Annotated in this window: 16 protein-coding genes and 1 riboswitch; of the genes, 6 read left to right on the top strand and 10 right to left on the bottom strand. The window is 49.4% G+C overall.

Annotated elements, in window-relative coordinates; translation table 11 throughout:
- Nucleotides 1–55: 55 nt before the first annotated feature.
- The 6 genes from ACN0TT_RS00300 to ACN0TT_RS00275 all read right to left on the bottom strand — a co-directional run bounded on the left by ACN0TT_RS00300 (nt 56) and on the right by ACN0TT_RS00275 (nt 6,810).
- Entirely contained in the window at nt 56–721 is a 666-nt protein-coding gene (locus tag ACN0TT_RS00300; RefSeq protein ID WP_417760156.1) for an acyltransferase, read from the bottom strand.
- Nucleotides 721–1,473, bottom strand: a complete 753-nt coding sequence (gene tsaA / locus ACN0TT_RS00295) for a tRNA (N6-threonylcarbamoyladenosine(37)-N6)-methyltransferase TrmO (protein WP_417760155.1) — start codon at nt 1,471–1,473, stop codon at nt 721–723. The genes ACN0TT_RS00300 and tsaA overlap by 1 nt, the downstream gene beginning before the upstream one ends.
- 15 nt (nt 1,474–1,488) lie before the next feature.
- Nucleotides 1,489–1,866 (bottom strand): Rcs stress response system protein RcsF, encoded by a 378-nt coding sequence (rcsF, locus tag ACN0TT_RS00290; protein ID WP_417760154.1) that lies wholly within the window; start codon nt 1,864–1,866, stop codon nt 1,489–1,491.
- Between the two features lie 78 nt (nt 1,867–1,944).
- Nucleotides 1,945–3,219, bottom strand: a complete 1,275-nt coding sequence (locus tag ACN0TT_RS00285; RefSeq protein WP_417760153.1) for an amidohydrolase family protein — start codon at nt 3,217–3,219, stop codon at nt 1,945–1,947.
- Entirely contained in the window at nt 3,216–6,254 is a 3,039-nt protein-coding gene (locus ACN0TT_RS00280; RefSeq protein WP_417760152.1) for an amidohydrolase family protein, read from the bottom strand. Before ACN0TT_RS00280 ends, ACN0TT_RS00285 begins: the two co-directional genes overlap by 4 nt.
- Before the next feature lie 160 nt (nt 6,255–6,414).
- On the bottom strand, nt 6,415–6,810 hold the full coding sequence (locus tag ACN0TT_RS00275; RefSeq protein WP_417760151.1) for an H-NS family nucleoid-associated regulatory protein: 396 nt from the start codon (nt 6,808–6,810) through the stop codon (nt 6,415–6,417).
- A 290-nt stretch (nt 6,811–7,100) separates the two neighbouring features.
- Between ACN0TT_RS00275 and ACN0TT_RS00270 the strand changes: the two genes are divergently transcribed.
- The 3 genes from ACN0TT_RS00270 (at nt 7,101) to ACN0TT_RS00260 (ending at nt 10,699) form a co-directional block, all read left to right on the top strand.
- Entirely contained in the window at nt 7,101–7,850 is a 750-nt protein-coding gene (locus ACN0TT_RS00270; protein WP_417760326.1) for an electron transfer flavoprotein subunit beta/FixA family protein, read from the top strand.
- Between the two features lies 1 nt (nt 7,851).
- On the top strand, nt 7,852–8,775 hold the full coding sequence (locus tag ACN0TT_RS00265; RefSeq protein ID WP_417760150.1) for an electron transfer flavoprotein subunit alpha/FixB family protein: 924 nt from the start codon (nt 7,852–7,854) through the stop codon (nt 8,773–8,775).
- 79 nt (nt 8,776–8,854) lie between these two features.
- Nucleotides 8,855–9,040, top strand: a riboswitch (Lysine riboswitch).
- Nucleotides 9,041–9,115: 75 nt separating this feature from the next.
- A complete protein-coding gene (locus tag ACN0TT_RS00260; RefSeq protein WP_417760149.1) occupies nt 9,116–10,699 on the top strand; it encodes a Na+/H+ antiporter NhaC family protein in 1,584 nt (527 codons plus the stop codon).
- A 75-nt stretch (nt 10,700–10,774) separates the two neighbouring features.
- Here ACN0TT_RS00260 and ACN0TT_RS00255 read toward each other — a convergent pair whose 3' ends face one another.
- Complete coding sequence (locus ACN0TT_RS00255) at nt 10,775–12,952, bottom strand: M3 family metallopeptidase (RefSeq protein ID WP_417760148.1); 2,178 nt, start codon at nt 12,950–12,952, stop codon at nt 10,775–10,777.
- 235 nt (nt 12,953–13,187) lie between these two features.
- Here ACN0TT_RS00255 and ACN0TT_RS00250 point away from each other — a divergent pair, with 235 nt between their 5' ends.
- Nucleotides 13,188–13,766 (top strand): thymidine kinase, encoded by a 579-nt coding sequence (locus tag ACN0TT_RS00250; protein ID WP_417760147.1) that lies wholly within the window; start codon nt 13,188–13,190, stop codon nt 13,764–13,766.
- 296 nt (nt 13,767–14,062) lie between these two features.
- Here the strand turns inward: ACN0TT_RS00250 and ACN0TT_RS00245 are convergent, their stop codons facing one another.
- Both ACN0TT_RS00245 and ACN0TT_RS00240 read right to left on the bottom strand, forming a co-directional pair.
- A complete protein-coding gene (locus ACN0TT_RS00245; protein WP_417760146.1) occupies nt 14,063–15,193 on the bottom strand; it encodes an FUSC family protein in 1,131 nt (376 codons plus the stop codon).
- Between the two features lie 185 nt (nt 15,194–15,378).
- The gene (locus ACN0TT_RS00240) at nt 15,379–16,773 is read right to left on the bottom strand and encodes a M20/M25/M40 family metallo-hydrolase (RefSeq protein ID WP_417760145.1); all 1,395 of its coding nucleotides are present in this window, start codon (nt 16,771–16,773) and stop codon (nt 15,379–15,381) included.
- 133 nt (nt 16,774–16,906) lie between these two features.
- Between ACN0TT_RS00240 and ACN0TT_RS00235 the strand changes: the two genes are divergently transcribed.
- The gene (locus ACN0TT_RS00235; protein WP_037444692.1) at nt 16,907–17,203 is read left to right on the top strand and encodes an ArsR/SmtB family transcription factor; all 297 of its coding nucleotides are present in this window, start codon (nt 16,907–16,909) and stop codon (nt 17,201–17,203) included.
- A gap of 64 nt (nt 17,204–17,267) precedes the next feature.
- On the opposite strand, the gene rpsT is transcribed toward ACN0TT_RS00235, so the two are convergent.
- Nucleotides 17,268–17,534 (bottom strand): 30S ribosomal protein S20, encoded by a 267-nt coding sequence (rpsT, locus tag ACN0TT_RS00230; RefSeq protein WP_417760144.1) that lies wholly within the window; start codon nt 17,532–17,534, stop codon nt 17,268–17,270.
- Between the two features lie 255 nt (nt 17,535–17,789).
- Here rpsT and murJ point away from each other — a divergent pair, with 255 nt between their 5' ends.
- Nucleotides 17,790–19,355: a murein biosynthesis integral membrane protein MurJ gene (murJ, locus tag ACN0TT_RS00225; RefSeq protein WP_417760143.1), complete on the top strand. Its 1,566-nt coding sequence runs from the start codon at nt 17,790–17,792 to the stop codon at nt 19,353–19,355.
- Nucleotides 19,356–19,386 lie beyond the last annotated feature (31 nt).

The raw sequence follows: 19,386 nt of genomic DNA, 5'->3' as shown, positions 1-19,386 counted from the left end.
GCAGGGCTTGCACAGAACGTATTCGCTGTTTTCCCAAACGAGTAATAACAAAACGTTAGTTGGTAGTGCCGCGTTGGCCGTCCGCTTTGGTGGCGGGTTTATCACGACGATCACCAATGATTTTAGCGGGATTTCCCGCCATGATCGCATAGGCAGGGACATCTTTGGTGACGATGGCGCCCATGCCAATCACCGCATGATCACCAATGGTTACACCATCGACGATACCGACTTGGGCGCCGACCCAGACATCTTGACCAATCACCACGCCTTGCGATTGGCTGCTTTGCTGGTAGATCGGCATATCTGGCGCCATGCCGTGATTAAAGGCATAGATGGTGACGTTATTGGCGATACGCGTTTGATCGCCAATGATTAAGCCTTTGCCGCCGCCATCGAGCGAGCAACCGTGGTTGATGCTGACTTCATTGCCGATGGTTATGGGGCCATGTAGAAAGCAATCGGCGGCAATCATGCATCGATTGCCGATGCTGATACCGCGATTCGGCTCGCCAAACAGTTGTGCTTCTGGTGCAATAAAACAGTTAGCGCCGATCGTAATGGTTTCTAGCTGTTGCAGTTCGGTCTGAATTTGCTGTTGCCACGGCTCGGCCCACAGCAAATGCGTTGGTTTTAACCGATACCACAACCACGGCATCCAGCTGAGGCGGCGCTTATGTTGGGCGATATAGTCTTCAGCCGTTGGCTTCGCCGCCGTCATCAGCTGGGTTCCTCTGTTGTCACACTGCGTTGCTGAGGCGCATCCACAATATCTACCACTTCAATGCCGTGCTCGCGGGCGAACCAAAAGATATCCAAGTCATACAGTGCGACTTGATAACGCTTAGGATCGTCCTTGGCCTTTTTGTAGGCGGGGCGCGGATCTTGCGCGAGTACCGCGCTGATCAACTCTGCGAGGTGTGGGTATTGGTTATCCCATTTAGCGAGCTTGGTTTGTGCAATTTCATTGAAACTGACACTGACGGCGACTGGCGGCGCTTGTGCGATTCCTGCGTGGGCATCGGTGACAGCATCAGAAAATGGAATATAAGGTTTGATGTCCACAATCGGCGTGCCATCGAGCAGATCCATGCCGGAAATTTCTAACTGGACTCTGCCTTTGTGCTGCCGAACGCCGTGCAGTTTTACCACCGATTGGCCGATGCCATTGGGACGGAAGGTAGAGCGGGTGGCAAATACGCCCAGTTTTTCATTACCGCCTAAGCGCGGTGGGCGCACGGTGGTTTTCCAACCTTGGGCGAGGTTTTCATGAAATGAGAACAGCAGCCACAAATGGCTGTATTGCTCTATACCGCGCACCGCATCGAGGTGATTATAAGGCGGTACTAATTCCACGTAGCCGCGAATAAAATCGACTAAGCCGGGCTGACGTGGAATACCAAATTTTTGTTTATACGGGGTGCGGCAAAACGCTACCGCTTCGATGCGGTTTTCAAAATGTTCTGTGGTCAATCAAATCACCGCTAATTATTGGCCGCTAACTTTGATGGCTTGGCCAATACATAAAGTACGGCTGAAACAGCCTTCTGCTGGCTCAGGAATGGCTGCACATTTTTGCATGATAATGCCGTTAGCATTTTTGTCGGCCGCTTTACGGCGAGCATCCGTCCGTGCGTTGGCAAGACTGGCGGGCGAGGCATTTTCATCAATTTGGCAATCGGTACCTTCAATCATCCCCAGTGCGGTGTAGGGCGCATCTGGCATGCGGTTTTCGTACAGCGTCACTTGTGATGGTTTGAAGTAGTTATTGATCTCATCTTTATCGAGATTGGAGTGAAAGGTGTAGTTACTACAGCCACTGAGTAACAGCAGAGAGAGTGATACAACAGGGAAAGCGACTTTCATGGCTAGCGGCCTTTATGTAGTTGAGTACCTTTTGAAATGCTCCCCAGCAATCTGGGGAGCGACATAAGCCAAGGTACTCTAGCGAGTAAGGTATTTATGATAAAGCTGACGGTGGCGATTGTTCAAATCAACTTTACGTCCTTCGATATAAAGTGCTTCAATTTTGCCAAATGCAGGGTCGAGAATATCGCCGCTGCTGATGACGATAGATCCCGCATAACCTACGGCTAATGCCCCTAAATCGGACGCACCAACAATCTTAGCAGCATCAAGGGTTATGGCCTTGAGCGCTTCATCTGGTGTTAAGCCCCATGCCACGGTTTGCGCTGCCGCGAGTGGTAGGTTACGGCTGTCCCAATCATCACTAAAGCCAATAGCAAATGGAATGCCGACGGATTTCAATAATGCAGGAATTTTAAAGGCTTGGCCGATGGGTTCATCGCTGCGCTCAGGCAGATCTAGCATATGAGTGTACACCACGCTGGCGTGCATCTCGTTGAGCACATCGGCGGCGCGCCATGCATCGTAGCCCCCGACGATCACCAGTGACAGTTGGTATTTTTTGGCAATAGCGGCGGCATCTTCAATGGCTTGCTGCTTGTCGGCATGGACAAACAGCTTGCCGCTGTCATCAAATAATGGCAGCATCGCCTGCCAGCGCTCATCCGGTGTTTTGATCTGCTTGGCTTTGGCCGCTAACGCGTAACGATAGGCGGATTCAAAGTGTTGATCAATCTCCTTCAGCTTTTGTTCATAAGCGGCTTTCGCCTTAGCTTTTTGTTCATCGGTTCTTACGCCCCAACGTGGCATAGTGGGCCAGTTTAGGTGAACTTGCACTGCCGCGGTATGCTGCGCATCTTCCACGGTCCAGCTGTCGAGATTCACTAACGCTGATTGACCCGCCAGCCCTTCGCCTCGTGGCACGACTTGGGCATACGCAATGCCGTTGGCACGCACGGTAGGGATGAGTTCTGAGTCCGGATTAAAAGCAGCGCTGGCTTCAAGTTGTGGATTGTCAGTGCCAACATCTTTAATGTCGTTGGTGGAGCGTACGGCTGAGATCTCCACTAATCCAAGCGTGGTATCCAACGCGATTAATCCGGGATAGACATGTTTGCCACTGGCATCAATTACCGTGGCGTTATCTGCACTCAGTTGTTGACCAATCGCGGCAATCTTGCCATCGATCAGTAACAGGTCGGTTTGTGGTTGTACGCCATTGAGCACTGTGTGCAGCGTGGCGTTTTTCACCAGAATAGGTTGGCTTTGCGGCGCCGCTGGCACCATGTCGTGCGCCTGTGCGCTAAACACGGCGCCAAAGATAAAGGCAATGGTTGTTGTTAGACGCATCATAGGGCCTCCTGTTGCTGAGTCCATGCGTGGAAATCGGTATCACAATGCCAGATGGGCTCCGCGGGTTTACTGCTGGTTTCTCCCTGTTTACGAGCATCGTCACTACTGAGCACTTTTTGTATCAATGCCGCTTTTTCTATCGCAGTATCGCGAATTCGTTGTTCGTCAGTTGCGCGGTCAAAATAGCGCTTGCCAGCAATCCACACCGCTTTAGTTTTGGCATACGCTGACAGAGGATTATGATCCCACAGCACCAAGTCGGCCTGTTTGCCTTCTTCGATAGAGCCTGTCAGTTGGTCTACGCCCAGCTGTTTGGCAGGGTTAATAGTGACCATCTTCCAAGCGTCTCCTGGTTTCATATCGCAATACATAATGGATTTGGCGGCCTCTTGGTTCAGACGGCGTTGCATTTCGTAGTCGTCCGAGTTAATCGACGTCACTACGCCTTTGCGTGCCATCAAGCAGGCGTTTTGTGGAATAGCGTCATACACTTCAAATTTGTAGGCCCACCAATCAGCGAAGGTCGAAGCCCCCGCACCATGGGCAGCCAATTCCGGCGCGACTTTGTAGCCTTCCAATACGTGGGTGAAAGTCTTCACGCGGAAATCAAACTGCTCTGCCAAACGGAGGAACATTAAAATTTCCGACTGCACGTAAGAGTGAATGTGCACATCGCGCTGGCTGTTGAGCACTTGTTCTACCGCTTCTAACCGCAGGTTAGGGCGTGGCTCAAGGGTTTTGCGTTTGTCGCGCGAACGCAGTTCAGCGTAGTCGTCACGTTGTTCTTGGTATTCGCGTGTGGCATTAAAGGCATCGGTAAACAGCGCTTTTACGCCCATACGGGTTTGCGGAAAACGTTTACTAAAGCGTTCGCCCCAATTGCTCTGCTTGACGTTTTCACCCAGCGCAAATTTAATGCCTGGGCGCGCTTGCTCAAATTTGAGCCCTTCAGCGGTTTCCCCCCAGCGCAGCTGGATCACTTGTGACTGACCACCGATAGGGTTAGCACTGCCGTGTAGCAAATTGGCGGTGGTCACCCCGCCAGCCAGTGAGCGATAGATGGCGACAGCATCTGGATCGACTACATCACCAATACGTACTTCAGCGGTGACCGCGTCGGTGCCTTCGTTTACGCCACCATTAATGGCGATATGTGAGTGTTCGTCGATAATACCCGCTGTGAGATGTAAACCAGTAGCATCAATCACTTGATAGCCGGATGGGGCATCTAAATTGTTGCCAACGCGGCGGATCTTACCTTGGGTGATTAACACATCAGCATCTTCTAACACGCCTTGCGCTGCAGAGGTCCATACGGTGGCATGTTTGAACAGCAGGTTTTCTTGCTGTGGTAGCTGTTCTACCCCAAAGGCTTGCAGCGGATGTACCAGCTTACTGGCGTAGCTCGGTGTCGGCTGTTGGCTGTTTGACTCGGAGGCAACAGTGGCTGGTTGCGGCTGACCATTAATCGGCTCTACATTGCCGTCAGCGGTGATTAGACGGCCTTGAACGCCGTGTTGGTCACGCCACAAGCTAATTCTGCTCACTCCAGCTAAGCCTGCTTGACCTAACTCGGCGCTAAAGGAGACTCGTTGATCATCAGCTTGCAGGTGCTGCAGCTTCACTTCCTCATCACCGGCGGTAAGGCTGCCTTTGACACTGCCTTTAGCTGGAACCGTGAGATTGAGTGACAATTCCAATTCGCCCACCGCGAGCTGATATTCGCCCTGCCAAACATGGGCGGCAGGCAGTAGCTTATGTTCTTCACCTTGGGTCCATACGCTGACGATTCGCCCATCTTTGAATAGATTACCTTCAGCAATCACTAAGTCCGCCATATAGCCGGGCGCAATTTTACCGACGATATTATCAATCCCCGCCGCGGCGGCTGCATCGGTGGTGAGCGCTGCCAGCGCTTGTTGTTCAGATAGACCAGCGGCTAGCGCCATTCTTAAACGAGGCCAGAAGGCGTCTGCATCGATGCCATATTGGGTGAAGGCAAATGGAATTTTATGGGCGGCAATCGTGGCAGCATTACTTGGTGCTCGCTCCCAGTGACGCAAACTCGCCAGCGAGGTGTTATTGGCGCTTTCTTCTGCAGTGACATCCGGTGCTGCTGGATAGTTGAGAGGTACAATCAGTTGTGGTCGATATTGTTGTAACTCATCAACGCGTGCGTATTCCTGACCATTACCTAACAAATGTACTGTTAAATTTTCTTCACTTAATAATTTGGCCGCACGGAGCTCACTATTGAGATCATCAGCGGCAAATATTGCCCCCGTTTGTTTAAGGTCGGCTAATGCTTCAAGGGCGATATTAAACTCCGGCATGGCAATATCGGGGTAAGATTTTGCTTTAGCGACATTTTCGTTATACCAACGCGCATCACTAAATGTTTGCCTTATTAGTGCAATGCTACCCATTAATGAGCTTGGATAGTCTTGTGGCGAGCTACCTTTATCAAAAGAGATAAAGTGGTGTGTTCGCGCTTTATAAATCACTTGGTTGGCGGTTTTATTAGCCAGAGATACACTCACGCCTGTACCGCGAAATATGCCATCCATAACGGCACTTTGCACGCTAGTAAAACCATTTATGCGCCATTTTTGTGCATCTTTATCGTTGGGATAGATATAACTAAACCACTCTTTTTCGGCGTGAATAGCACCGTTGGCAGCATTACCGCCAATACGTTTAATCTCATATACCGGCGGCTGATATGTTTGTTTTTCTGGTTTATATTCAATGCCGTAATTGGTATAGGGATCAATAAAACCTGGGTATACTATGTAACCATTAAGATTAATGGTAAAAGTACCGGCTGGTATGTCATTGTCTTTAAGAATGGCTTTTATTCGGTTGTCTTCAATAAGCACGGTCGCATTACTGAGTTGTTTACCCGGCGCTAACACTACGGTGGCGTGGGCCAGAGCGGTGAGTTTGGGTGTGTTGTCGCTCTGCTGCCCGTCTCCGGCGTAGGCAATCGAGCTAGCAACTGACAGCAGCGCGACTGGAAATAGTGATATTTTCATCTAAGCATAGACCCCTGAAATATGTAGATTGAAACTGCATACAAGGTACCTTAGCCAAAATGTAAAAGCTATGCGATAAATGTAAGAAATATGGATCGGATTGTTTTGGTAAATGACATAAAAAAGCCCCGATATACGGGGCTTTTTATTTATCGAGTGATTATTTCTCGATAAGGAACTCGTCCATTGAATGACCGTTGTCCACTTGAGTTTTGAACACGGTTGGCATACGGCCTTGGCCAGTCCAAGTTACCATTTCACCGTCAACTTCAATTTGGTATTTTGGTGGACGTGGAGCGCGTTTTTTAGTTGGCTTAGCTGGTGTTGCGCCTAAATCTTCAACAGACAGACCAACAGATTCCATCTGCTGCCGAATATCTTCAATTTTAGCGAGGCGAGCCGCTTGCAGTTTTTCTTCCTCTTTGGCTTCTTCTGCACGTTCAACGATAACTTTTTCAAGTTTCTCAGCAACAGCCTTCAACTCTTCTACGCTCAAATCTTTAACTGCAGCTTTAAAGCGGCGACCATGGGTCAAAATATCTAGAAATTCGCTCATTAAATTTTCTTCCCTTAATAAGGTGGGTAAGGACATATGGGTAAATAATAGAAACAACATGTGCTGGAATCAAATAAATTTATCTTCATAAAGTGATATTTTTTATTTTTAAGGAATATTTTACTTAATTGAGAATTAAAATGGATGGAGGGTTTTATCTATCCGATAAAATAATAGCGTATTAAAGTTAAACATTTGTTTGATTTTGTGTTGACGTGAACGTAAACGTGACATAAAGTCAGCGGTAATCTGTAACCGTCAACAGCACTGGTGACTTGAAGGACTGAATGATGAAAGTATTAGTGGCAGTGAAGCGGGTTGTCGATGCCAATGTGAAGGTGCGTGTCAGCGCTGATCACTCCGGCGTTGAGCTTGCCAACGTTAAAATGGCGTTGAATCCCTTTTGTGAAATTGCCGTTGAGGAAGCCATTCGCTTAAAAGAAGCGGGTAAAGCCTCTGAGGTTGTCGTGGTAACTATTGGCGCTAGCGTGGCGCAGGAGCAACTACGCACGGCGCTAGCGTTAGGCGCAGACCGTGCGATTCATGTCACCACTGATACAGAACTGGTGCCGTTATCGGTTGCTAAACTGCTGTTAGCCGTGCAACAGCAGGAGCAAGCACAACTCTTGATCCTCGGTAAACAGTCGATTGATGGTGATAACAATCAGACGGGGCAGATGCTAGCGGCGCTAGGTAAATTGCCGCAAGCGACTTTTATCTCTGAAGTTGAAGTGATTGATGGCGGTGTAGCCGTGACTCGTGAAGTCGATGGCGGTGTACAAGTGGTTAAGTTGCCTCTGCCTGCGGTACTTACCGCTGATTTGCGTTTGAACGAGCCGCGTTACGCGACCTTGCCGAATATTATGAAAGCTAAAAGAAAGCCGCTTGATACGGTCACCGCGGATTCTCTTGGCGTCACTTTGAAAGCCCATCAACAGTTGGTCAGTGTCACGCCACCCAAAGCGCGACAAGCGGGCGTGATGGTCGATTCTGTGGCCGCTTTGGTCGATAAATTGAAAAACGAAGCGAAGGTGATTTGATATGGCAGTATTAGTTATTGCAGAACATGATAATCATCAGTTGAAAGCTGATACGTTAAAAGCCGTAGCGGCGGCGAGCCAACTGCCCGGTGAGATTCATGTCTTGGTTGCTGGTGCCGATTGCGCTAATGCGGTCAAAGCGGCAACACAGTTGGCTGGCGTAAATAAAGTGCTAGTCGCCGAGCACTCGGTATATCAACACCAATTGGCGGAAAATGTCGCTGAACTCATCGCCGCCAATGCCACAGGCTATAGCCATATTTTGGCGGCGGCCTCGGCTTTTGGTAAAGATCTACTGCCGCGGGCAGCTGCGTTGCTCGATGTTGCTATGGTGTCCGATATCATTGAAATTGTTGATGACGCAACGTTTGTGCGGCCGATTTATGCCGGTAGCGCACTGGCTACGGTAAAAAGTTTAGATGAGATCAAAGTGGTGTCTATTCGTAGCTCGGCATTTGATACGGTAGGGCAAGATGGTAGTGCAACCACGGAAGCGGTTTCGCAGGTATTTGAGCCGCTCAGCGAGTTTGTCAGCAAAACCGAGATTGCCTCAGAACGCCCTGAACTTAGCAGCGCCAATGTGGTGGTCTCTGGTGGCCGCGCTTTGGGTAGCGCCGAGAACTTTGCCTTGATTGAGCAATTGGCGGATAAATTGGGGGGCGCTGTCGGCGCATCTCGAGCGGCAGTCGATGCTGGCTACGTCGCTAACGATCTGCAAGTGGGGCAAACCGGTAAGATTGTAGCGCCTTCACTGTATATTGCGGTGGGGATTTCCGGTGCTATTCAACACCTTGCCGGCATGAAGGACTCTAAAGTTATCGTTGCCATTAATAAAGATCCGCAGGCGCCAATTTTCCAAGTGGCGGACTATGGATTAGAGGCTGATCTGTTTGAAGCCTTGCCGAGCCTGATAGAAATGATTTAATCTGTGCGCTAAATATAGAGGCGGTTCAGGATTGTCCCTTAACCGCCTTTTCTTTTGCGTCAGCGTCTACAACCTGGATGCTGACAGTAGAGGTGCGCTCACTAAGAGTAATGGCAAGCAGGTGATTCCGTTTGATGTGCCATGAAAGGAGTGAGTGCCGAAGCAGCTAGATGCGTCACGTCTACTGCTGGGACTGTCGTCGAAGAGGGGCAGTCTTGTCATGGTTGGTTGAGCATTCTCAACCCCGTGGAGCGCTACTGATATCAGGTTTGGCTCTTTTGCCTTGATATGCCGTTGCTCTCCATTCAGTCAATACTGTTAACAAAAAGAATAACGACATATGACCATTACCAGTTATGCCGACTCGGCATTATCTATTCTCCCCCCTACTATCGCGATTGTACTGGCCATTCTTACCCGTAAAGTGCTTGTCTCTTTAGGGGTGGGTATTTTAGTTGGCGTGTTATTGTTGAACCAATGGTCGATTATCGACAGTGGTAGTTACTTAGCACAGAAGGTCTCCGGACTTTTTTGGAACGCCGGAACTGAGCACTTTTGGCAAGGTGGTAGCGCCAATAGTTGGAACTTATATGTGCTTGGTTTTTTAATCTTGCTGGGCATGATCACCGCGTTGATTACCGCCAGTGGTGCGGCACGAGCCTTTGCCGAATGGGGTAAACAACATATTCGCAAACGCCGCGATGCCAAGATGCTTACCATGTTTTTAGGTGTGGCTATCTTTATTGATGATTACTTTAATAGCTTAGTGGTGGGGAGTATTTCACGGCCACTGACTGACCGTTATTACATCTCACGCGCAAAATTGGCTTATCTGCTGGACTCCACTGCAGCACCTGTCTGTGTTATCTCACCTGTTTCTAGCTGGGGCGCTTATATCATTGCGCTTATTGGCGGCATTTTGGCGACACATGGTATCGATGATATTGGTCATCTGGCTGCGTTTGTTGAAATGGTACCGATGAATTTTTACGCCATTTTCGCGCTACTTTTGCTGTTTATGGTGGCTTATTTCGAGCTTGATATTGGCCCAATGAAACAACATGAGCAGGCGGCGCGTCGTGGTCAACTCTACGATGAGAGCAAAGGCAATCCGCCGGGGGCGGCGGTTGAACTCAACGAAGCGGATGGCGGTAAGGTTCGCGGCCTATTTTTGCCGATTGGTGTATTGGTCGGGGCAACTATCTACTTTATGTTGTCATCTGGCGCGAATGCTTTAGCAGAGAAAGCATTGCCGTTTAGCTGGATTGGAGCATTTGAGCAAACGGATGTGGCGTCTTCACTGTTCTTTGGTGCATGCGCAGGTTTGCTAATGACGTTACTGTTGGCATTTATGCAACGGTTGCCGCTGAGCAATATTGGTCAGGCGTTGTGGGTCGGCGCTAAGTCGATGTTGCCTGCCATCTACATTTTGCTGTTCGCTTGGACGATTTCTGGGGTGATTGGCGCGCTGGAAACCGGTAAATATATGGCGAGTTTAGCTTCGGGTAATATTCCGTTTGCTTTGCTGCCTGCTGCGCTATTTATCTTGGCTGGACTTACTGCATTCGCGACTGGCACCAGTTGGGGCACCTTTGGCATTATGCTGCCAATTGCGGCGGATATGGCAATGGGTAGCCATGCGTCGATGTTATTACCGATGATGGCCGCGGTGTTATCTGGCTCGGTGTTTGGTGACCACTGTTCACCTATTTCCGATACCACCATTTTGTCGTCTACTGGGGCGAGTTGCCATCATATTGACCATGTCATGACGCAATTGCCTTACGCCTTAGTGGTGGCGTTGTTATCCGTGCTTGGTTATCTGGTGATGGGCTTTACCAACTCAGTCGCCGCCGGGTTGGCGACTTGTAGTGTGGTATTTATTGTCGCATTGTTCTGGTTAAGAGCTCGCGCCCGTAGATAGTGGTTGAATCGCTATCTGTTTCACACAAAAGCGCAGCCAACAATGGCTGCGCTTGTTGCTTCGGACTGTTAGTGGTTACAGCAGGCCGCGACGTTTTAACAGGCCGTCAGTGGTGGGCTGCTGTCCGCGGAAGTTTTCATAAGCTTCCATCGGTGGCACGCTGTTGCCAACTTCACGAATCGCGTTACGGAACTTCATGCCAATTTCGCGATTGAGGCCGCCTTGAGTTTGTACGTAGGCGAAAGCATCTGCCGCCAAAATTTCACTCCACATGTAGGCGTAATAGCTGGCGCTATAGCCGCCTGGGAAGGCGTGTGCAAAGTAAGTTGAACGGTAACGCGGCGGTACCGCAGTGAGGTTAACCCCATGTTTTGCCAGCGCGGCGGCTTCAAACTCGGCCACATTTTGCTGTGGCGCATCAGCTTTCAGGCTGTGCCATTCCAAGTCGAGCAGGGCAGCAGACATATATTCCAGTGTGTCAAAGCCCATGTTGAAGCTGCGAGAGTTCAGCAGTTTTTCTAGCATATCTGCTGGCAATGGTTCGCCCGTTTGATAGTGCTTAGCGTAGTTAGCTAACACCGTTGGATGACCAGCCCAGTCCTCTTCAAATGTGGATGGGAACTCGACAAAGTCACGCGATACCGCTGTGCCTGACAGGCTTGGGTATTTCACTTTAGAGAACATACCATGAGTGCCATGGCCCAGTTCGTGGAACATAGTGGTGACTTGGTCGTAACTAACAAACGTGGGTTCGCCATCTGGCGCTTTCTGAATGTTCATGACGTTGACGACCACAGGTTTTTGATTCAGCAGTTCGCTTTGGCGTACAAAAGAACTCATCCACGCACCACCACGTTTGCCTTCGCGGGCAAAGTAGTCACCGTAGAAAATAGCCATGCTGCTACCGTCGGCATCGAACATCTCCCACGCTTTCACATCTGGGTGATATACCGGCAGATCGGGACGTGGTTTGAACGTTACACCATACAATTGGTTCAGGGTGAAGAAAACACCGTCTTCGAGCACACGGTTGAACTCGAAGTAGGGCTTGAGGCTGTTCTCATCCAGATCAAATTCGGCTTTACGTACTTTTTCAGCGTAATAAGCCCAATCCCACGGTTGTAACTCAAAATCGCCACCGGTTTTGGTGATCATTGCTTGAATCGCTGCCGCTTCTTTCTCGGTATTTTTAACCACGGCGGGCACCATCGAGCCAAACATGTCAAACACAGCGCTTGGTGCCTTAGCCATTTGTGGTGCTAGGCGATATGTTGCCCAGTTTTCATAGCCGAGTAGTGCAGCCTTTTGCGCGCGCAGTTGCGCCAAACGGGCCACTAATGAGGTCGTTTCATTATCACCGCTGAGGCCACGAGTTGACGATGCCAACCAGATCTGCTGCCGTAATTCACGGTTATTCAGTTGTGCGAGTACCGGTTGACGAGTGGTGTTAGTCAGGTTCAGCAGATATTGCCCTTCGTGACCGGCATCGGCAGCGTCTTTAGCTGCGTTACGGATAGCGGTATCAGACAGTCCGTCCAGCTGTTTGACATCGGCAACCAACACTGCGTTTTCTTTGGTCAGCTTTAACAAGCGCTGTTGGAACTCGTTGGTCAGGGTAGATTCTTCTTCGTTGAGGGCACGAATTTGTACTTTCTGCTCGTCGGTCAACTGCGCACCAGCCAGTACAAAACGTTGATGATAAACCTCGATCAAACGGACTTCTTCTTTGGTCAGCGTTAACTGCTCGCGCTGTTGATACAGGCTATCGATACGATTGAACAGTTTGGCATTCAGATGAATATTGTCCGTGTGGGCGGCCATTTTAGGCGCCATTTCACGCTGAATGCGACGGAACTCTTCATTACTGTTAGAACCGCTCAGGTTATAGAACACGGCAGAGGCGCGGCTTAACAATGCACCAGAGCGCTCCAATGCTTCAATGGTATTGGCAAAGGTTGGCGCGTCAGTTTGCTCGGCAATTGCCAACACTTCTGCCATCTGCGCGGCGATGCCCGCTTCTAACGCAGGTTGAAAGTGCTCGGTTTTAATCGCGCTAAAATCAGGTGCTTGGTACTGCAGTTGGCTGGTGCTGAACAGCGGGTTTTGTTGTGCGGTATTAGCAGTTGTATCAGGCGTTGCGGCAGGTGCTTTAGCGGCAGTATTGGCGGTGGTTTCGTTTGCCTCATCAGATTGAGAACAACCTGTGACGAGCAATAGCTGCCCGAGCATCACGGCAATGAGCGTCTTACGCATGTTATTATTTTCCTTTGGTTAACGGCGAATAAGTAGCGCAAGCTAGCAATTAGGCGTTAAGTCAATCTTAAACAACTGGCTGAGGCGCGCGCAGGTGTTACATCGGTTGTATTAAAAATGTAACAATTTGCATTGGGCCGCCGTGTGGTGGGAGTTTATCGCGATGAGTCGCCACTGATTTTTTAACGAAAACAGGGTAAGATGGCCGCCATTGCGAATTACAGGAGCGCCAGTTTTGGCTCAGCTTTACTTTTACTATTCGGCGATGAATGCCGGTAAATCGACCTCATTACTGCAATCATCTTATAACTACCGTGAACGTGGCATGCATACCTTAGTGCTAACGCCTGCGATTGATGATCGTTTTGGTATGGGCAAAGTTGCTTCAAGAATCGGTATTCAGTGTGAAGCAACCATCTTTGGTGGCAGTGATGATCTGGCGGCGCGAATTACCGCTGAGCATGAACGTGAGCTTTTGCATTGCGTGCTGGTGGATGAATCTCAGTTCCTCAGTAAAGAGCAGGTAAAACAGCTGGCGTATGTGGTGGATTGCTTGGATATTCCGGTCTTGTGTTACGGCCTGCGTACCGACTTCCAAGGAGAATTGTTCTCCGGTAGCCAATATCTGTTGGCATGGGCGGATAAATTAGTTGAGCTGAAAACTATCTGTTTCTGTGGCCGCAAAGCCAATATGGTGGTGCGCCGTGATAGCCAAGGCAATGCCATTAAAGAGGGCGCTCAGGTAGCGATTGGCGGCAACGAAAGCTACGAGTCCGTGTGCCGTAAACACTTCCGCGAATTGGTGTGGCAGTAATCTAAACGCCGCAGCAGCGGGGCAGGATAGCTAGGGACGGTGCGAATAAGTCCCATGCGTGCTCTGCATGGGATACCGCTTTCAGATGCAAGGCGCAGTTTGCCGCGAATGGTGAACCCTTTGCCAAAACGGCAACATGGCAGATGACGCTGTATGCCTCGCTCTACGGGGATTTATAAGCTAACACATTTCTTCGTTAGCCAATTTTGCCATGCTCCAGCATGTCCGCGGTTAGCTGCCTTGAACTGCTATGGCTTCCCAATCCAGAGTGTCGCGAAGACTGGTTCACACCTCCCCTAGTCCTGTCGCTGCGATTTAGCTGACTTGAGGCCAACGCTGGCCAATAAGCGCGCCTTATGGCGATAAGCCGCAACCAATTTATCCAATTGGGTATTGATGCCCGTCAACGCCAATGCTAGCTGGAAAATTAACCAGCTATAACCGTTAAGAATAAAGGCCGATTGTGCCGCCTCAGTACTCTCGGTTTGTGCCAGTCGCTGCAGCGTAATCAACTGCTGCTCAAGTTGATAGCTGAAGCCTGCTGGCAGTTGTGGCTGTTCGGCTTGCTTACCTGACATATAATCCGCCAATTGCAGCAGGTGCTGCTGCATCGTTTGGGCAAACAGCTGAATTTGTTGCAGTGCTGTTTGATCGGTGTGATTTAATTGCGATTGTAACAGTAGCTCTAACAGCGTGATGACACGTATTTGCTCATCGGCCAGCTCAGTGACAGTGTCCGCATGTTTTTTCAGTGTTTGGCTTTCCCACTCGAGGGAGAAACGCAGTTTTTTCTGTGCTAACACCGCTTTCATGGTGTTTTCCAACTGTGCGCGTACCGCTTTGTTATCGGCGTTCTCCCCCAAATGCGCTTCTAGCACTTTGGCCATTAACGAAAAGGATTTTGCCAGCTGGGCACGCCAGTCCTGTTTGGCTTTGATCGGTAAAACAAACAGCGATACCAGCACGGCCACCACACAGCCGATAAGAATATTTGCCGTTCGCCATAACGCTTCAGAGGTATCGTGGTTGGCATCGCCAATGACCATGATCATAGTGAAGCCCGTGACTAAGTATGCGTAGCTGTAGCGCCCAGCGTTGAGGAAACATACCACCGCAACCCCGAGGATCAACAGCCCCATCATGTGCCAATATTGCTCGATAAAAATTACCAGCAACACGCCATAGGCCGCGCCGATTAATGTGCCTATGGCACGTTGCAGCGATTTTTCAATGGCGCCACCTACTTGAGGTAAGCCCATCATGATGATCACAATCGTTACCATGGCCCAGATGAAATGGGGGACCGGCCAGAAGCCATTAATGATTGCCACAATCGACAAGGCTAAGGCGATTTTGAAGGTATGAACGATTCGAGCGTAACGGTAAATAAAGGCTGACAGTTGCGAAGCTTGTTCAAACACGGTCAATATTCCGTTGTTTTGATACTTTTGAAAGATAAGTAATTATTGCAAATAACTGCTGTTGGCGCGCCTGAATTACCGCCAAAACGCATGAATGTTGGTCGATTTTTCGACCATGATGGGGAGAGTGTGAATTGTATCACATCAGTACCGCTGGCAGCAGCAAACGGCACTGATGTGGCGCTGGAATATTACTTGATTGGACGTAACTCAAGGGAAGATTGCGCCATCAAATAGGCAAATTGCGTATACACCGCCACGTTTTGCGCCAATGCTGCGGGATCGATCTTATCTAAGGTGTCATTGGGGGTGTGGTGGTAATCAAAATAATCACGCCCATCTTGACGCAATGAAGCAACGGGCACGCCATGCGCTGGCAGCAAAGAGACTTCTGAACCACCACGGGCATTATTATCACCTTGCTCAACATCTGCGTTGGCTAGAGGGGCTAACAGCTGCTGCGCTTGGCTAAATACGGATGGTGCCACACGCAAATCAGCGCGATAGATAGGGCCTGCACCAAAGTCAGACTCGGCGGCGATGTAGTGTTTGCTCAGTTCAGCTTTATGTTGCTCAACATAAGCTTTACCCCCCACCATACCGATCTCTTCTGCGGCAAACAGTACCACTCGAATAGTGCGCGCCGGGCGTTCTGGCAGTTCACTAATCAGCTTGGCAGCAGCGGTGACGATTGCCACACCAGATGCATCATCAATCGCGCCAGTGCCTTCGTCCCATGAGTCGAGATGGGCGCCTAACAGCACGATTTCATCAGGCTTTGATGCACCAGTAACTTCACCGATGACGTTGTAAGTTGTGGTGGTACCTAGATCTTTAGGCGTTAATGTTAGCTCAATGGTGACATCAGACGTGCGTGCCAGCATGGCAGTCAGTAGGTCAGCATCAGGGCTGCTCAGTGCCGCTGCTGGAATTTTGCTGACCTTGTCATCGTAACGCATCATGCCTGTATGCGGCATACGGTCGCTGTCTGTACCGATAGAGCGAATAACAATGGCTACCGCGCCGAGTTTAGCGGCTTCTACTGCGCCATTAACTCGCGCTCCCACCGTTTTGCCATAACCAGCACCGGTTTTGAAACGTTCGGTCTTTTCGTCGATAAAAACTATCTTGCCTTCAACATTCTTCTTATTTGCATGTTTTAGCGCATTAAGATTGTCGAAACGAACAATATTAGCAGTTAGCCCAGTTTCAGGCGTTGCTACACTGCCACCTAAAGCGGTGAGCACTAACGGCTGAGGGTAGGGGGCGACAACACGAGCACTCGCTGTTCCCCGTTGCCAAACAGGCACTACCACGGGTTCTTTGTAGACTTTATCAAATCCAAGTGATTGTAATTTAGCGGTAGCCCAGTCAACTGCGCGCAGATCTTCTGGGCTGCCAGCCAAGCGAGGACCTATCTCGACTGTCAAAGATTCCGCAATTTTGTAAGCTAGGTCAGATTGTTGTGCTTTTGAATTGAGAGATGTTGCAACCTTTTGATTTAAATCGGAAGTTGTTGCATAGGAACCATTGGAAAATCCAGTTAATATCGCGCTCAACGTAAAAATTATTAGGGGGTTTCTCATATAATTCCTTATTTTTTATATGTGTGTCCCATTTTTCGAAATAATGTACCAAAAAATGTGCTTTGCGTCCCGTCTATCTGTGTAAGCCAACGCTATATTAGGGGTGGAATTTATTTTAGGAGAGAAAGCTCGTATGAATATTGAGTTAATGCAACAGCGAGCGGACCACGCGGTGGTTTTGCTGAAAGCGCTGGCTAATGAGAGACGGTTATTTATTTTGTGCTATCTGCTGAATGAAGGCGAGATGTGCGTTGGTGAAATGAATAAGAAACTCGGGTTGAGTCAGTCAGCGTTATCACAGCATCTGGCGTGGCTGCGCAAGGATAATTTGGTCACAACGCGCAAAGAGGCCCAAACGGTATACTATTCGCTGAAAAGTGAAGAGGTTCGTGAGATCATTCGTCTGCTCGATAATATGTATTGCCACTAATTATCTAATAGCAGACATAAAAAAAACCGGCTTTCGCCGGTTTTTTTTATGACATTCGAATCAATTAAGCAGCCAGTGCTTTGATACGAGTGTTCAAACGAGACTTATGACGAGCAGCCTTGTTCTTGTGGATCAGGCCTTTTGTTGCCATACGGTCAAGAATTGGTTGTGCAGCGTTGAAAGCTTCAACAGCAGCAGCATGGTCACCAGCTCTGATAGCAGCGATAACTTTTTTAACGTAAGTACGCATCATTGAGCGGCGGCTCGCATTGTGTTGACGACGCTTTTCAGATTGAATTGCGCGTTTCTTTGCAGTCTTGCTATTAGCCAAGGTGCAACTCCTAAAAACTGGAATGATAACTTTTAAAGGCCGAGGAGAATGCACGTTTTTCGCGACGTTGTCAACGACACCGGTGGAAAATCCGCCATAAAAGCAAATTATTCCGCAGCGATTTGGTGTTCCTCAACCCAACTCGTGTAAGATGGGGCGCATTCTAACAGTAAAAACTAGCGTGTGACAGCCCAAAAAGGAAATTTTGAGATTTTGCGCTGTATTGGCTGGCCTACCAAATTTAGGGTGAGTTGATTGAGTAGAAAACTGGTTCGTTCTGGGCTCATTGTGAGTGCAATGACGTTGATTTCCAGAGTGTTGGGCTTAGTACGTGATGTGGTGGTAGCGAGCCTAATGGGCGCGGGGGTGAGCGCCGATGTATTCTTCTTTGCCAACAAAATTCCTAACTTTCTCAGACGGCTGTTTGCCGAAGGCGCATTTGCCCAAGCCTTCGTGCCGGTACTCACCGAATATCAAGAAACCAAGAGCAGCGATGAGGTGCGCGAACTGCTGGCTAAAGTTGCTGGCACATTGGGGGTATTGGTCTCCATAGTGACTGTGATTGGTGTGCTGGCGTCGCCAGCATTGACAGCATTGTTTGGTGCAGGATGGTTTGTCGCATGGCTTCACGGTGAAGCTGATGGCGCTAAGTTCGAGCTAGCATCATTGATGCTAAAAATTACTTTTCCTTATTTATGGTTTATCACTTTTACCGCCTTGGCGGGCTCCATCCTTAATACTCGTGGCCGCTTTGCGGTGTCGGCATTTACTCCGGTATTTTTGAACGTGGCGATTATTGCCGCAGCTATTTTTCTCAGCCCGAAGTTAGACCATCCTGAAATTGGTTTAGCGTGGGGGGTGTTTGCTGGCGGGGTGATTCAATTTCTATTTCAAATTCCATTCTTGTTGCGCGAGCGAGCTTTGGTTCGGCCGCGGTGGGGATGGGACCACGAAGGCGTGGTTAAAATTCGTAAGCTGATGCTGCCGGCGTTATTTGGTGTCAGCGTGTCACAGATCAACTTGCTGTTAGACACCTTTATTGCCAGCTTTCTGGTGACGGGTTCTATCAGTTGGCTGTATTACTCCGACCGTTTACTTGAGTTTCCGCTCGGCTTATTTGGTATTGCGATTGCCACCGTCATTCTGCCAGCATTATCTAAGCGGTTTGTGACGGCAGATAAGCAAGATTTCAATGACACCATGGATTGGGGCATTCGGGCGGTTATTCTGCTCGGTGCGCCTGCTATGGCCGGCTTGATTGTGTTAGCCCAGCCGATGTTAATGGTGCTATTTATGCGCGGCGAGTTTAGCGTGAGCGATGTGGCGCACGCGGGCGCCTCGTTAGTGGCTTATGGCTCGGGGCTGCTGAGCTTTATGTTGATTAAAGTGTTAGCGCCAGGCTACTACGCGCGTCAAGATACTAAAACGCCGGTGAAGTACGGCATTATTGCTATGGTCAGTAACATGGTGTTTAACATTATGCTGGCGGTTCCTTTTGGCTATGTGGGCTTGGCGATCGCGACATCTATGTCTGCGGCGTTGAATACTTGTCTGCTATACCGCGGTTTACATCAGCGAGATGTGTATCGATTGAGTAGTAAAACGTTAGTGTTTATTGCCAAGGTGCTCCTCGCAGTATGCGCTATGGTGGCCTTACTGGTGTATTTCACTCCAGACGTGCAGCAATGGGCGCAGTGGCATTTTGCTGAACGGGTTCAGCATCTGCTGGGCTTAATTGCAGCAGGGGCAGCGGTATATGCTGTGGTGTTACTGGTCACGGGGATTCGTCCATGGCAGCCAAAACCTGTGTCCAAGGGCTGATTATCATCATGAGCTGGTATATAATCCGCCA

It is taken from the genome of Shewanella sp. (assembly GCF_048265805.1).
GTDB lineage: Bacteria > Pseudomonadota > Gammaproteobacteria > Enterobacterales > Shewanellaceae > Shewanella.
This window is presented reverse-complemented; position numbering and strand designations above follow the sequence as displayed.

Coding starts and splice junctions, on each gene's coding strand:
- ACN0TT_RS00300 (WP_417760156.1), bottom strand. CDS start 721: ATGACGGCGGCGAAGCCAACGGCTGAAGACTATATCGCCCAACATAAG.
- ACN0TT_RS00255 (WP_417760148.1), bottom strand. CDS start 12,952: ATGCGTAAGACGCTCATTGCCGTGATGCTCGGGCAGCTATTGCTCGTC.
- ACN0TT_RS00235 (WP_037444692.1), top strand. CDS start 16,907: ATGAATATTGAGTTAATGCAACAGCGAGCGGACCACGCGGTGGTTTTG.
- ACN0TT_RS00260 (WP_417760149.1), top strand. CDS start 9,116: ATGACCATTACCAGTTATGCCGACTCGGCATTATCTATTCTCCCCCCT.
- ACN0TT_RS00270 (WP_417760326.1), top strand. CDS start 7,101: ATGAAAGTATTAGTGGCAGTGAAGCGGGTTGTCGATGCCAATGTGAAG.
- rcsF (WP_417760154.1), bottom strand. CDS start 1,866: ATGAAAGTCGCTTTCCCTGTTGTATCACTCTCTCTGCTGTTACTCAGT.
- ACN0TT_RS00280 (WP_417760152.1), bottom strand. CDS start 6,254: ATGAAAATATCACTATTTCCAGTCGCGCTGCTGTCAGTTGCTAGCTCG.
- ACN0TT_RS00275 (WP_417760151.1), bottom strand. CDS start 6,810: ATGAGCGAATTTCTAGATATTTTGACCCATGGTCGCCGCTTTAAAGCT.
- ACN0TT_RS00285 (WP_417760153.1), bottom strand. CDS start 3,219: ATGATGCGTCTAACAACAACCATTGCCTTTATCTTTGGCGCCGTGTTT.
- ACN0TT_RS00240 (WP_417760145.1), bottom strand. CDS start 16,773: ATGAGAAACCCCCTAATAATTTTTACGTTGAGCGCGATATTAACTGGA.
- ACN0TT_RS00265 (WP_417760150.1), top strand. CDS start 7,852: ATGGCAGTATTAGTTATTGCAGAACATGATAATCATCAGTTGAAAGCT.